At 40.6% G+C, this 14,691-nt stretch carries 14 protein-coding genes; 11 read left to right on the plus strand and 3 right to left on the minus strand.

Annotated elements, in window-relative coordinates; translation table 11 throughout:
* Positions 1-4: 4 nt before the first annotated feature.
* The 5 genes from HNR53_RS15980 to HNR53_RS16000 all read left to right on the plus strand — a co-directional run bounded on the left by HNR53_RS15980 (position 5) and on the right by HNR53_RS16000 (position 4,012).
* Positions 5-952, plus strand: a complete 948-nt coding sequence (locus HNR53_RS15980; protein WP_184527797.1) for a 4Fe-4S dicluster domain-containing protein — start codon at positions 5-7, stop codon at positions 950-952.
* The gene (locus HNR53_RS15985; protein WP_184527799.1) at positions 949-1,152 is read left to right on the plus strand and encodes a twin-arginine translocase TatA/TatE family subunit; all 204 of its coding nucleotides are present in this window, start codon (positions 949-951) and stop codon (positions 1,150-1,152) included. Before HNR53_RS15980 ends, HNR53_RS15985 begins: the two co-directional genes overlap by 4 nt.
* Before the next feature lie 205 nt (positions 1,153-1,357).
* Positions 1,358-2,836 carry a 4-alpha-glucanotransferase gene (gene malQ / locus HNR53_RS15990; RefSeq protein WP_184527936.1) on the plus strand — a complete coding sequence of 493 codons (1,479 nt, stop codon included), beginning with the start codon at positions 1,358-1,360 and terminating at the stop codon, positions 2,834-2,836.
* A gap of 377 nt (positions 2,837-3,213) precedes the next feature.
* Complete coding sequence (locus tag HNR53_RS15995; protein WP_184527801.1) at positions 3,214-3,654, plus strand: cell wall hydrolase; 441 nt, start codon at positions 3,214-3,216, stop codon at positions 3,652-3,654.
* Between the two features lie 160 nt (positions 3,655-3,814).
* Positions 3,815-4,012, plus strand: a complete 198-nt coding sequence (locus HNR53_RS16000) for a gamma-type small acid-soluble spore protein (RefSeq protein ID WP_184527803.1) — start codon at positions 3,815-3,817, stop codon at positions 4,010-4,012.
* A gap of 35 nt (positions 4,013-4,047) precedes the next feature.
* Here HNR53_RS16000 and HNR53_RS16005 read toward each other — a convergent pair whose 3' ends face one another.
* The gene (locus tag HNR53_RS16005) at positions 4,048-5,619 is read right to left on the minus strand and encodes a glycosyl hydrolase family 28-related protein (protein ID WP_343065348.1); all 1,572 of its coding nucleotides are present in this window, start codon (positions 5,617-5,619) and stop codon (positions 4,048-4,050) included.
* Between the two features lie 42 nt (positions 5,620-5,661).
* A complete protein-coding gene (locus tag HNR53_RS16010; protein WP_184527805.1) occupies positions 5,662-6,330 on the minus strand; it encodes a Crp/Fnr family transcriptional regulator in 669 nt (222 codons plus the stop codon).
* A gap of 162 nt (positions 6,331-6,492) precedes the next feature.
* Between HNR53_RS16010 and HNR53_RS16015 the strand changes: the two genes are divergently transcribed.
* From HNR53_RS16015 to HNR53_RS16040, 6 genes are all read left to right on the plus strand, one after another.
* Positions 6,493-7,452 carry a 3-hydroxyacyl-CoA dehydrogenase family protein gene (locus tag HNR53_RS16015; protein WP_184527807.1) on the plus strand — a complete coding sequence of 320 codons (960 nt, stop codon included), beginning with the start codon at positions 6,493-6,495 and terminating at the stop codon, positions 7,450-7,452.
* 233 nt (positions 7,453-7,685) lie between these two features.
* Positions 7,686-8,651: a ribose-phosphate diphosphokinase gene (locus tag HNR53_RS16020; RefSeq protein WP_343065349.1), complete on the plus strand. Its 966-nt coding sequence runs from the start codon at positions 7,686-7,688 to the stop codon at positions 8,649-8,651.
* Between the two features lie 159 nt (positions 8,652-8,810).
* Positions 8,811-9,263: a cytochrome C gene (locus HNR53_RS16025; RefSeq protein WP_184527809.1), complete on the plus strand. Its 453-nt coding sequence runs from the start codon at positions 8,811-8,813 to the stop codon at positions 9,261-9,263.
* A 28-nt stretch (positions 9,264-9,291) separates the two neighbouring features.
* Complete coding sequence (gene nosZ / locus HNR53_RS16030) at positions 9,292-11,160, plus strand: Sec-dependent nitrous-oxide reductase (RefSeq protein ID WP_184527811.1); 1,869 nt, start codon at positions 9,292-9,294, stop codon at positions 11,158-11,160.
* A gap of 63 nt (positions 11,161-11,223) precedes the next feature.
* Positions 11,224-11,784, plus strand: coding sequence for a YhcN/YlaJ family sporulation lipoprotein (locus HNR53_RS16035; protein ID WP_184527813.1), 561 nt, complete (start codon positions 11,224-11,226; stop codon positions 11,782-11,784).
* 135 nt (positions 11,785-11,919) lie between these two features.
* On the plus strand, positions 11,920-13,728 hold the full coding sequence (locus tag HNR53_RS16040; protein WP_184527815.1) for a M3 family oligoendopeptidase: 1,809 nt from the start codon (positions 11,920-11,922) through the stop codon (positions 13,726-13,728).
* A 46-nt stretch (positions 13,729-13,774) separates the two neighbouring features.
* Here HNR53_RS16040 and HNR53_RS16045 read toward each other — a convergent pair whose 3' ends face one another.
* Entirely contained in the window at positions 13,775-14,521 is a 747-nt protein-coding gene (locus HNR53_RS16045) for an SDR family NAD(P)-dependent oxidoreductase (RefSeq protein WP_184527818.1), read from the minus strand.
* Positions 14,522-14,691: the final 170 nt, after the last annotated feature.

A 14,691-nucleotide genomic window follows, 5' to 3' on the forward strand; every position in this document is an offset into this window, starting at 1 on the left:
AAACATGGATAAAGTAAAGGAGAAGGTGGCTGATATGGGGTTATTTAGCAGTTGGGCAGAAAGTTTAGATTATGAATATGAAATTTTACCTTCCTGTACACGCCATAAAAGCCATTATTCTGCTTGTTCGAAATGTGTCGCGGCATGTGAAAAATCGGCCATTACCATCCGAAACAGAAAGCCGGTTATCGATCATAGTCAATGTGTACAGTGCGGTGAATGTATGGCAGCTTGTCCTGTTCAAGGGATAGCAGGCATCCTGCCAAAAAGAAAAATCATTCAGGGGCAGCTTATTGTATCTGAAGATCAATTCCCGACAACAATCGAATTACTTATCTTCTATCAAAAAGGGATCCGATCGATTATTTGTGAAGATGAATCCTTTTTCCAACTGTGTCAGGAACGGATTGAGCAGGTGAACGAGATGCTCCAGTGTCTTGGAGAATCTTCGTTTTCTGTTTCTGTTCATTCTGTTGCAGAGAAAGATGTTTGCTCCAGAAGAGAGCTCTTATCTCTGTGGAAAAAGGACAGCAAATCACTGATGAAAGAGATGACTCCTGCTAAGTGGCGTTTTAACCAAAACTCCTTAAATTTACGTCGGTATTATCCGAATTACCAATTTACTAAAATCATCATTGATGTCGAAAAATGTACACTTTGCAAGGTTTGTCAGAGAATTTGTGAGAAAAAATGCTTTCATATCGGCGATGAACACTTTTCACTCTCAATAAAAGATTGTACAGCGTGCCGGTTATGCGCAGATATTTGTCCTGAAAAGGCGATTATCTTTGAAGAGCAAATAATAAAAACGGAAGAGATCCACTTTCCAATCTATGAGATAGTGTGCCAGGCATGCCAACACCCTTTTAAAACATTACGAGAAGAGGATGAGACATGCCCAGCCTGTACAAAACTTCATATTTTCGAGCAGAATGGAGTGAAAGAATCATGATATCCAATATCGGAGTTCCCGGATTAATATTAATCTTAGTTCTGGCACTGATCATTTTTGGTCCGAAGAAATTACCTGAACTTGGGCGTGCTGTCGGTCAAACATTACGAGAATTTAAAAATTCCACCAAGGATTTAATCATCGATGAAAATGAGTCAGATGAAAAGGTGGTTAAAGCAACAGAAGATACAAAATCATAATGAAACCCATTATGGAAAAGGAAGACGATTTTCTACTGAATGTAGATAATCGTCTTCCTTTTTTTAGAAACCTGAAACAAAAGGATCATCTGACAATATAATATGATTGATCACAGCCCATTTTGGTAAAATGATATAAATACATCATTTAATGAAGAATGTACGATATTAGAATGAGCAAGGATTAGCTGAATTGTTCAAGGAGATGATACCCGTGTTAAGGAATAGAAGTTCAGGAATTCTGCTTCATCTATCATCTTTACCCAATCCTTATGGGATTGGAACGTTTGGAAAAGAGGCCTATGATTTTGTTGATTTTCTAAAGAAAGCGGGTCAAACCTATTGGCAAATCCTGCCGCTGAATCCTGTTGCAGAGGGGAATTCACCTTACTCGACGTATTCGGCATTTGCCTTAAATCCGTATTTTATTGATTTAGACTTACTGAAAAAGGATGAATTGCTGCAGGAAAGTGACTATCAGCATCTCGATTTTGGCAGTGATCCAACTAAAGTCGATTATGTAAAAATCACGCAAAATAAAATGAATATTTTAATGCTGGCTTATGAAAACCGTAAAGCAAAAAGCTTGGATGGATGGAATTCATTTGTTGCCACTAATAGAGAGTGGATCGATAATTACGCGGCATTCATGAGTATTAGGTCTTATTTTAACGATTCTTTGCAAAATTGGGATGCAGAAGTGAAGAGAAAAAACGCAGCATTTTATTCTCTATTAGAAAAAGATGAAGTGGATTTCTGGATTTTCCTCCAATATCTTTGCCAAAAGCAATGGATGAGTCTGAAAAAGTATGCAAACGATCAAGGTATTCACATATTTGGTGATATGCCCATTTACGTGAGCGGTGACAGTGCTGATGTATGGGCGAATCCTGAAGTTTTTGATGTGGACGCTGATTTGCAGCCGCTGCATGTAGCCGGCTGCCCGCCGGATGATTTTGCTGTTGATGGACAAAGATGGGGGATGCCTGTTTTTCAGTGGGATTTTCTAATAAAGAACGATTTTGCTTGGTGGATGAAGAGACTAAAGCGAAATTTACAGCTTTATGACTGTATGCGCATCGATCATTTCCGCGGATTAGAAAGTTTTTATTCCATTCCCGCAGGGGAACCGACAGCGAGAAATGGAAGGTGGGTAAAGGCATGCGGCAGAGAATTTTTTGCTAAAATTAAAGAGCAATTCGGCGATGTAGATATCATCTTAGAAGATTTAGGATTTATTACCCAAGAGGTCATGGATTTGAAAAAGTATACGGGCTTCCCTGGAATGAAAGTGCTGCAATTTGCCTTTTTAAGTGACGCCAATAACCCTTATCTGCCACATCATTGTGAAAGAAATTCAGTCATATATACCTCATCCCATGATAATGACACCCTTCTAGGCTGGTTCAGCCATGCCAGTGAATATGAAAAGCGTTTTCTAACATCTTATTTAGGAACTTCTGCGGAGGATGATATCGTCTGGGCATGTATCGAAAAAGTCATGAGTGCTGAAAGTATGTTGTCGATTATTCCACTGCAAGACTTTTTACAATTAGACAGTGAAGCAAGAATGAACATTCCAGGCACAACCTACGGAAACTGGGTGTGGAGAGTACAGCGAGAAGCGTTTGATAGTGAGTTGGCACAAAAAATCCATGAAACAACGAAAAAATATAATAGATGAAAAATACCGCAGCAACGACTGATTAATTAAGAGATAAATTAATTGAAAAAATTATTGAACAAGAATGAAAGTACTGGACGTTACCAGTGCTTTTTTTCTTAACAAGATTGTTAGCGGAGTTTATCTTTTTGAAAGAATTCTAAATATCACTACCCTGCAGGTATTTTCTAAAAGACGGCACTAGAGGAATTAAAAATGAATTAAAAACATATAAATGGACGAAGCGAATTTAAGGTGATTCTAAAATAAAGATGTACCTTTTATAAAAGACACCATAAAATTCCCTTTGGAACATCCCCAAAGGGAATTTTTATGGGATATGTTTGCGGTAATTCAAGCTAAGTTTAACTTTCATACTATTTTTCGGAGGTGGAAAAATGGCAAGAGTGGCTTACCGAAGTGCAGACATTGCCTTAATGGCAAGAATGATGAGAGCCGAAGCTGAAGGCGAAGGAAAACAGGGAATGCTGTATGTTGGAAATGTAATCGTTAACCGTGTCGTAGCAGATTGTACTGACTTTAAACAATTGAGAACAATTGAACAAGTCATTTTTCATGTACAAGGAGGAAATTTCTCTTTTGAAGCGGTTCAAAAAGGTAATGTATTCTATCAAAGAGCAAGAGAATCTGAAAGAAGATTAGCCAGACAAAACTTGGAATATTGGAGGGACCACCCAGCAAAATACTCCCTTTGGTACTTTAATCCATATGCTCCGTGTCCTCCAACATGGTACGACCAACCTTTTACTGGTCAATTTAAACAACATTGTTTTTATGAACCTGCGCCTGGAACATGTGACAGTGTTTATCGCGGTTGATAGGTTTGACCTTTGAGGTAAGAGCTTGAATATTTATTTAAAACTAATATAAATTAAATAATGGGATCCATGCCTGATGCAAAATTTTCATTGGAAAGGATAATATCGGTCCATTCTTAGACAAAATAAGAGAAAAGAGAATGGAGGACATCATATTACGATGAAAAATAAACAATATACCGCAGCGGGAACAGACATTGAAGAGGTAAAAAGACTAAATGCCAAGTCGGGCTTGTCGTATAATGAGGCAAAAGAACTGCTGGCGCAAACCACCGGTGGACGCGGGACAAGAATCTACAGCGATACCAATATCGAAGAAGTGAGAGCAAAGAATCAGCATGCGCTGGAACAAAGCTAGTTTCACCCAACATTTATCCGATTATGAAATAAATTTCAAACCTGAACTTTTTCCTTCGTCACATGATCAACTTGAATCTTGGCAATGCCTGAACCAATATCCAAAACTTGGGCGATGGTATCGTCGGTCTTTACATGGCGAATTTTAATGGAATCGGCACGGTTTTCTCCGCCGAATATCTTGAGCGCCGGACCTGCATGATGATAATTTTTAACCGTTAAATCATTTAGAATGATATTTCTTGCCCGGTACTGAATCGCGGCAACAGGATTATTTTGAAAGTCATAGACGCAATCGCCTATAGAGTAAAAGTGATGTATGACAACATTTTGATAGCCTGAAACCACTAAACTGCGCGGCGTAGAATCCTTGTACAAATCACAATAGACGGGCTGGAACGAAACAAGACCGGCGGCTTGAATATTGAAAGCTGTTTTCGACTTCGTATCCGCATCTTTATGATGACCGATATGACGGAAATTATAGGAGCGGTTATCATGGACAGAAATATGGCCGATGATTTGGACATTCGATGCTGCGGAAGAATTCTGATGCGCCTTAATTTCAACACCGCCAAAACATCTCGCGGTAGAATTATGGGCAAGCAATACATTTCGCGATCCGTCATCGATTTCAATGCCATTGGAATTGGAAAATCCTTGTTTATGTGAACGCCCGCTTGGGTCACACATATGGCAATGGGAAATAAAGATATAGTCGCTGTGATGGGTGGTAATCCCGTCATCGCCAAATCCATAACCTGTTAATCGATCGAGCCAGATGTAGCGGCTTCCGCCCCGGGCTCTGTAGCCGTCACCGGCATAATTATATAGAGTAGAAGAAATGTCAAAACAATGGAGACCGGGATTGATTCCTTCGACCTCTTGGACCCAGCCGTATGTAACATTTGCATAGGTTAAACAGCTGGAATGATTTCCCCATGTACTTGTTTTCTCTGTATTGCCCAATCTTGCGCTATTCCAATCCAAACAAAGTCCCGCGACAAACAGATGATGGTTGCCCCTCCAGTGGTTGGCATTGGTGATTAATCTTGTTCCTTTCGCAGCTTGAGGGTGTAATTTTATCGTGGTGGCACTTTTTCCGGCGCCCTGCAGGAATGTCCAAGAAGGCAGTCTGATTCCCTTTGTGATAAAAACTCCTTCAGGCACGATGACTTTTACCCGACCATCTCCAATCGCTTTTTGAAAAGCGACCGTGCAATCTGTTTGTCCGTCTCCTGCGGCACCGAAATCGACTACGTTGACTTCGCGGGTGATCTGCTGGAAAAGCTGCTGTAATTCTTTATCAAGCAGACCTTTCCAATCCGGCACCACATTGTCTTTTTCATCAACTAAGATCCTGCTGGAATTTAAAAGTACAGCTGGTTTGGCAAAGAAACGAAAAATTCCTTCTTTTATTTTTTCAGAGAAGGAGCGGGGTGGCGGAAATTTTTCCGGCACAATCGGAGCAGTATGCTGACAGATATCAGCGAACAGCTCCTCCGTTTCCTGGACCATCTGTTTGAGGGGCAGTTGGTTTTGCGTCATTTGCGCTAACAATTCGGCGTTCATCCGCGGGTCATGTGTTCGATCAAAAGGCAGCATCATTTTCACTCCAGAAGATAAAAATATCTATTATTTATTGACATTCTAAGATAATAAATAATCTTTTAACGCAGTTTCATCAAGGACTTGGATGTTCCGGTAGGCTAATGAGACCCAGCCTTTGTTTTCAAACTTTTTTAGTTCCTTTGTTGTCGTTACTCTGGCAATCCCGATTAAATCAGCTAATTCTTGATGGGAATAATCAATACAATATTCTTGATCAGAGCCGTACTGTTTAAAATAACTCCCCAGCTGGACAAGTAGATGGGCTACTTTTTTATCAGCTGAGAGGAATCCCATACTATATACCTGAATCGAAAAAAGACGGATGGTCTGAGCCATCGTGTCCAGCAATTCAGCGATCAATTCAGGATGTTGTGTTAAGTGTGGAACGAGGTCATCTAATTCGACGGAATATAATTCAACGTCGGATAGCGCACTCGCGGATGTGATTCTCGCTGTATGACTGAAATAAGAGGCATCGCCAAAGATATCGTCAGCTCCCAATATTTTCATCGTTAATTCATTCCCGGTCATTGCCGTAAAAAACAGACGGACACGTCCTGATTTCAGTAAGAAGAAGTTACAGGCTTCATCATCTTGTAAATAAATAATTTCATTTTTTTTGAATCGTTGTAAAGTCCCAATCGTTTCAATCGCAGTATAGAGATTCGATTCTTTCGATAATGCTTTTAGAATGTTGGATTGACTCATTTTTTTCCAACTCCTTTCTTAGATTGTAACGTAGATTACAATCTTTTGGTAGTGATAATGTTATTATTATGAAGAGAAATATAGCAGCAATTGCTAAAATACTTTATATTTAAATAAAGAAAAAAGTATATAATAATGAACAAAAGGAAATGGGGTATGAACATGAAAAACATGACAGTACTTGGCGCAGGAATTATGGGCCATGGAGCCGCTCAATTATTTGCTCAAGCAGGATACAATGTACGTATTCAGGCTCGCCGCGAGACTTCACTAGAAACAGCAAGAGAACTTATTACAAACAGCTTAAAGATTATGGTTGAAAAAGAAATGCTGACTCAAGATAAAATGGATCAGACTTTAGCTAATATTAAATATACAACGGACTTGCGTGAAGCGATCGAAGACACTGATTTCATTCTTGAATCGATTCCAGAAAAACTTGAACTGAAATTGGATACTTATGACATCATTGAAAGCGTTGTCTCTGAAAAAACGATTATTGCATCCAATACTTCTACTTTTCCATTAAAAGAATTAACGCAAAGAGCAAAAAATCCGGAAAGATTTGTGATTACACACTTCTTTAACCCGCCACAACTTGTGCCAATCGTTGAAATTGCTAAATTCGAAAAGACGGATGAAAACGTAGTACAAAAAACATATGATCTAATGAAAGAAATTGGAAAATCCCCAGTAGTACTGAAAAAAGAGATCACAGGCTTTATCGTGAACCGCGTTCAAGTAGCTTTTCTTCGTGAATGCTTCAACTTAATTGAACTCGGAGTATGTACTGCCGAAGATATTGATATCGCTGTAAAAGGAAGCATGGGCTTCAAATGGGCATTCTGCGGACCAATGGAAAGCCAGGATTTAGCCGGTCTGCAAACCACTCAAGCGATGGTTTATAACATCGAACAAGATCTTTCAAATGTAAGAGATGTTCCTGACTTCTTAAAAGAAATGGTAAACAACGAGCAACTTGGTATCCGTTCTAACAAAGGTTTCTATGAATATGACGATTTAGGCGCAGAAGCGATCCATACACGTGATGATAACTTCCTTGATCTGCTAAAGCTTATTCAGCAAAAAGAGGCAAAAAAGGAAACCACTCCTGCAAAATAAGATAGTGTTAAAGACACCAAAGTATTCACCATTGTAAAATAAATATAAAAGGAGTTGGTTTATTTTATCAACTCCTTTTTTTCGTTATCCTCTGGAATTGAATATTTCCTCGGTGAAAATCTCTCATTTTGCTCTCTGCCATTAATTCTTCTATCATAATCCTGATAAATATAATAAAATAAAATGGATAAGAAAAGCCTGTTATAGAATATAGAGTGTGGAGGATATCATAAGTGACGATGCATCAATTAAATACTAGATTTAAATTTTTTACCTTAAGTTCCAATCCTAAGCTGGCGGCAGAACTGGCAGAACAATTAGAGTGTGCGGCAGGAAAATGCTCCGTATCGCGCTTCAGTGATGGTGAGATTCAAATAAATATCGAAGAAAATGTACGAGGCTGCGAGGTATATGTCGTCCAATCAACTTCTGCCCCGGTTAATGAACATCTGATGGAGCTATTGATTATGATTGATGCTTTGAAGCGATCTTCTGTAGGTGTCATTAATGTGGTGATTCCTTACTTTGGATATGGACGTCAAGACCGCAAGGCACGCTCACGGGAGCCGATTACGGCGAAATTGATTGCGAATATATTGGAAAGAGCCGGCGCAAACAGAGTGCTCACATTAGACTTCCACACGGCACAAACTCAAGGCTTCTTTGATATCCCTGTCGAGCATCTAACTGGAATTCCCGTTCTCACTGAATATTTTTCACACAAAGAACTAACAGATATGGTTGTCATTGCTCCACATAACGGCAGTATCGGAAGAGCAAGAAAGATGGCCGATATTCTGCATGCCCCGCTGGCACTAGTGGATAAAAGAAAAGATGAGCTAAGCGGTGCAGAAACTCTCAGTGTGATCGGAGATGTAACAAATAAAACGGCGATTATCGTTGATGATCTAATTGATACAGCAACAACGATCACTGTAGCCGCACAAGCTGTGGCAGAAAACGGTGCAGCATCTATCTATGCCTGCAGCACGCATCCCATTTTCACCGGGAATGCCATAGAAAAAATCGAATCCTCCCCGATAAAAGAATTAGTTGTGACGAATACCGTTCATATTCCTGAGGAAAAATTAATACCAAAGATTACAGCCATTTCCGTTGCACCATTGCTGGCTGAAGCGATCGATCGGATCCATAATGAAAAAGCTGTCAGTCCTTTATTTGAATTAAGCAATAAGTAAGAAAACAAGCAGATAGCATATGTTGTTCCCCTTCCCTAAACCAGCGTTTAGGGATTTTTTAATGCCATTTTTAGGCTAAATTTCCTTCATTTATTTGAGAATATTAAAAAAATCTGGAGAAAAACTAGAGTAAAAGAATCCACAATTAGGAGGGATCACATGGGGAAAAATATCATCATATTTTTGATATGCTTTATTGTTGCGTTTGGAGCGGGCTATTTTATTATTGATGCTATTCAAGGTCCGGAAAAAAATGAAACAGCGCAGTCTGCTGAAACAACTGAAAGCGCGGAAAGGACCGACCTGGCTGTAAAGGAAGGGGCGATCGCACAACAGCAGGGAGATGCTTCTAATAATGAAGGCAGGATTTTTCTGCAGCGCGGATGTGTATCTTGTCATAGTGTTTCAGCACTAAATATACAAGGCGGGGCTACAGGTCCGGACCTTTCACAAGCATATGTAAATGTGGAGGGAAAGCATGGTGTACCACTCGAAGAATTTCTCAAAAAACCAACTTCCGCGGTGATGTCAAGTGTGCTCGGCGGAGATCCACTGACAGATGATGAAAGAGCAGCAGTAATTGCAGCGCTGAAAGCTGCTTCAGAGAAGTAACAATGCTTGATTTTTGGAGGAAAAGTATATGAAAAAGTGGATTGCAGGTATTTTAGGGTTAGCAGCGGGTGCTCTTGTCTCCATCCTCATTTTTGCTGATTTTAACCCGAAGGAAGAGGTTGCAGATCAGGCTAATGTAGCGACGAATGCGCAAAAAGTGTATGTTCCATTTGGGCAAAAAGATGAATATTATTTATTTGCTTCGGGCGGACATTCCGGACAGATGTTTATTTATGGGGTTCCCTCGATGAGGCATATTCGCACGATCCCGGTATTCTCGCCTGATTCAGCAACAGGGTGGGGCTATGATAAGCATTCAAAAGCATTAATGGGCAAGTACAGCTGGGGTGATTTACACCATCCGGCATTATCTGAAACAGAAGGAGATTATGATGGGAAATATCTATTTGCAACGGATGTGGCGAATAATCGTGCGGCTGTCATGGACTTAAAGACATTTTCCGTATCGGATATTTTAGAGGTTCCCAACATCGGCGGCCCGCACTGTGCCGCATTCGTGACACCGAATACGGAATATTTATTTTTACCGACCCGGTTTGCCGTTCCACTGGGAAGGGAATACGCCTCTTTAGATGAATTCAGTACGAAATATAAAGGGGTTATGTCTGCTGTTACATTTAATGAAGAGAAGAAAAAGCTTGAGATAGCTTATCAAGTGGCATTGCCGCCTTGGTCCTATGATTTGTCTGATGCCGGAAAAAAAATCTCCAAGGATTGGGCGGTCATGACAACTTATAATACCGAGGAATCGACGACAGAGATGGAAATTAATGCCTCCCAAGCAGACCGAGATTATATTGTTCTGTTTAATTGGAGGGAATTGGAGAAAATGGTGGCAGATGGACAATTTGATGAGCTAAACGGCATCAAAATGGTGGATCCCGAAAAGCATAAAGGGGCTATCTATCTAGTACCAACCGCGAAGTCACCGCATGGAGTTGATGTGACACCTGATGGAACCCGTTTCGTAGCTTCCGGAAAATTAGCTCCAGCAATGACAGTCTTTTCTTTTGAAAAAGCCTTCAAGGCCATTAATGAGAAAAAGTTTGCCGGTGAAAGAAATGGAATTCCTGTTTTAGACTATAAATCCGTTATGGAAAGGGAAGTAAACCCGGAAAATGCTCTCGGACCGCTGCATTCTCAATTTGATGACAAAGGCTTTGCCTATACGACGATGTTTATTTCTTCTGAGATTGTCAAATGGAATGTAGCTACAGGAGAAACCGTTGACAGGGTGCCGGTTCAGTATTCGCCTGGTCATGCCGCTTCTGCTGAAGGAGATACCGTCAGCCCAGACGGAAAATATATTATTGCTTTAAATAAAATTGCCAAGGATACTTATTTGCCGGTCGGTCCTTCTCATCCGGAATCGATGCAATTAATTGACCTGACCGGGAAAAAAATGGAGATTATTCAATCGGCTCCTGTTGATCCGGAACCGCATTATGCGCAAATGATAAAGGCGGACAAACTGTCCCCGCTAGTTGTTTATCCAAAAGATGAAAAACGACCAAACAGCGTCTGGACCCAAAAGGATGCCCGCATTACCAGGAACGGCAACACAGTGGAAGTACATGGCGTGGCATTAAGGTCAAAATTTATCTTTGACAGCAACGCGAAAAGAAAGGATGTTATCTCGGTAAAAGAGGGGGATAAAGTTGTGATCCATTTAACCAATATTGACTTGGATCAGGATATTACCCATGGTTTTGGCATCAATTCCTATAATTTGAATATGGAGGTTCAGCCGGGTCAGACACAGACAATTGAATTTATTGCAGATAAAGCCGGCACCTATCCTTTATACTGTACGAATTTCTGTTCAGCTTTGCATCAGGAAATGAACGGTTATTTATTAGTGGAACCAAAAGCATAAAGAAGAGCCGTGGATAAAGGATTTTGTTAAAAGAACATCAGCTAAAATAAAAGGAGCGTTACGATGCGAAAAAAATTAATGATGACGGCTTTCATCGTACTGACGGCTTTGACCGGCTGTAATAACAATGATGATGAATCAGCACAGCCACGTATCGGTGAAAATAATGGTAAGGTCAATACTGGCGGCAATGGAATAAATGCAGCCAATGTCTCACAGCGATATGATCATCCCTATAATCATAACTATAATGGCGACTATTCTGGAGTTCAAAATACTTCCATGACGAATGACATTCGTTCCGCCCAGCAAGTGGCTTCACGTGCTGCTGAAGCAGCAGAAAAAGTCGCTGGTGTTGAACGTGCCGTTGCCGTTGTGCAGGGAATCGATATCGTTGTCGGCATTGAACCAGAAAATCTTGCTAACGTGCGTATGCTGGAACATAAAGTTACTCGTGCCGTATCAAGAAGTGAACAAGGGTACAATGTCTATGCCACGGCAGATGAAGATATAAGTGGACGGATCCGCACTTTGTTTACCAATATGAATAATGTAAAAACAAGTAATGTTACTACAGGAATTGGGAAAATCATATATGATATTGGCCGCACGAATGCCCGATAGTAAATGAGATTTATATCACTGCAGCTATGGCAAAACGCAGGGAAAACGTTCCTGCGTTTTGCCATTTTGGGGGGTGCCTAAAATTTTGTAATCATGTAAGAAAGGGTTAAAATGGGAAGAGAAGGAGTGAGGCAGATGAAATATGTAGACACGTGGGATTTAGAAGTGATTTTTCCCGGAGGAACGAAATCAGCGGAATTACAGAAAAAATTACATACGATCAAGAATGAAATACAAGAATACGAAGCATTCATCCAGGAATGGAATGCGACCGATAAAAATTTAGCGGATCCGCTGAAAGCGATATTAAAAAAGCAGGAAATCATCGATAAAGGATTAGGGCAGGCAGGTACATTTGTGCAGATGTGGCAGGACGCCTATATGGATGATGAACATGCCAATGTGGTGATGGGACAGGTACTCGATTTAGCGAGTGAAGAAGAAAATCTTTCGAATATCTTTACCAAAAAACTTGTTTCCATCTCGGATGGAGAGTGGAAAAATCTTTTACAGGATCAGGAATTGCAGCACATTTCCTTCGCCCTGAATGAAATCCGTGATAAAGGAAAGCGCCTTTTATCAGAGGAAGAGGAAAAAATCATCACCGAGTTAAATAAAGATGGTATCACGGCATGGAGCCGTTTATATGATACCGCTGTTTCGATCATGACGATCTCATATACGGATAAAGAGGGAAAAACAACGGAATTTTCCGTAGGCCAGGCGATGAACCGGATGTATTCTGACCCGGACCCAGAAGTCAGAAAACAGCTTTTTGAAAAATGGGAAGAAGCTTGGACGAAATTTTCCCCGATTTTTGCTGACACATTAAATCATTTAGACGGTTATCGGCTGACGTTGCAGAAAGTTCATAAGCGGGAACACTACCTTGATGAACCGTTGGAATATAACCGGATGACACAAGAGACTCTAGATGCGATGTGGACGGCCGTGTCCAAACGCAAGCAGTCTTTTCTTGACTTTTTAAAGCAAAAGGCGAAAATCTTTGGTATGGAGAAATTAAGCTGGCAGGATGTGGATGCTCCGGTTGTCTTAGGCGATGCTGAACCACCGCGTTTTTCCTACGATGAAGCTTGTGATTTTATCATCGAAAATTTTGCTGCATTTGGTGAAAAATTATCATCCTTTGCGAAAAATGCGTTGGAAAACCGCTGGGTAGAAGCGGAGGATCGTCCGAATAAACGACCTGGCGGTTATTGTGAGGAACTGCCTGAATTTCAAGAATCACGGATTTTTATGACGTTTACCGGTTCACCGTCGGATGCCAGCACGTTAGCTCATGAGCTCGGGCATGCCTTCCACAGTTATGTTTTGCGTGATTTGCCTACATTAAACCGTAATTATGCGATGAATGTGGCCGAAACCGCGAGTACCTTTGCCGAGACTATTATTGGCAATGCCACGGTAGCGAATGCGAAAACGAAGGAAGAAAAAATCACCTTATTAAATGCCAAAATCGAAAATGCAACGGCGATGTTTCTAAATATCCATGCCCGTTTTCTCTTTGAAAAAGCGTTCTATGAGGAACGTTCAAAAGGAATTGTATCGGAGACCAGGATCAATGAATTAATGCTCCAGGCACAAAAAGAAGCGTATGGTGATTCTTTAGCAGGCTACCATCCGCATTTTTGGTGCAGCAAACTGCACTTCTTTATCGATGATGTGCCGTTTTATAACTTTCCGTATACCTTTGGTTATTTATTTAGCCTTAGCATCTATGCGGAGTTTTTGAAAAATCCAGACGGGTTCGAGAACAAATATATTGCTCTATTGCGCGATACCGGTGCGATGAAGGTAGAAGAATTAGCGATGAAGCATTTAGGTGTTGATGTAACGAAACCCGCATTTTGGGAAGCTGGTATCGGCTTAATGGAAAAAGACGTAGAGGAATTTATTAGCTTAACCAATGAAGTGAGAAAATAAATAGAAAAAATGACCTGCATCGCTTTGGAGTTGCAGGTCATTTTTATTATCCGTACATCGTTAAACCGCCGCTAACGCTGATCACCTGACCGGTAATATAATCGGATAATGGAGAAGCAAAAAATACAACTGTCCCTGCTACATCCTCGGGTTCACCGACCCGTTTTAACGGGATGATTCTTTGCAGTGACTCGCGAATTTTTTCCGGCTGCCCCAAATACATCGGGGTATTGGTTGGACCAGGACAAATACAATTCACATTGATTTTATATCTTGCCACTTCCCGAGCCAGCGATTTCGTAAAGGAAATTACAGCCCCTTTTGCTCCGGCATACACCGTTTCTCCGCAGCTGCCGCCTCTGCCGGCATCACTTGCAATATTAATAATTTTACCGCTGTTATTTTCCATCATTCCATCTAGTACTGCACGGGAGCAGTAGATCACCGATTTATAGTTAATATCGATGACCTGATCCCAAAACTCCGTCGTGTTTTTCACAAAATGCTCAATGGAATCCCAGCCGACGTTATTCACTAAAATACCGATTTTTCCAATTGCTTCCTGTGCTTGTTTAACCATTTCTTTAGCCGCATCATAATTTGTAACATCTGCAGGGATTGCGGCACATTTGCGCCCGAGTTTTTCGATTTCCTCCTTAGTGTCCTGCAGCTTATCTAAATGTCTGCCTATAATACAAACATCCGCACCATATGTGGCGCTCATAATCGCTATGGCTTTTCCTATTCCCTGACTGGCACCGGTTACGATCATTTTTTTACCATCTAAACGCATGTTTCATTCTCCTTTTCTATGATGTAATCGTTCGCAAAGCTCTAAATCGTTTGAAACATCCCTTTCTTCATTTCAATCCAAAAGTAATAGAATTACAATGAGTTTTATCACTAACATTGAGTCCTCATTTTTATTCTAAATGGAGTTTTGGCTAAAATAAAAATAATTAG

The sequence above is a fragment of the Bacillus benzoevorans genome (genome assembly GCF_014207535.1).
In the GTDB taxonomy this organism is placed as follows: domain Bacteria; phylum Bacillota; class Bacilli; order Bacillales; family Cytobacillaceae; genus Bacillus_BD; species Bacillus_BD benzoevorans.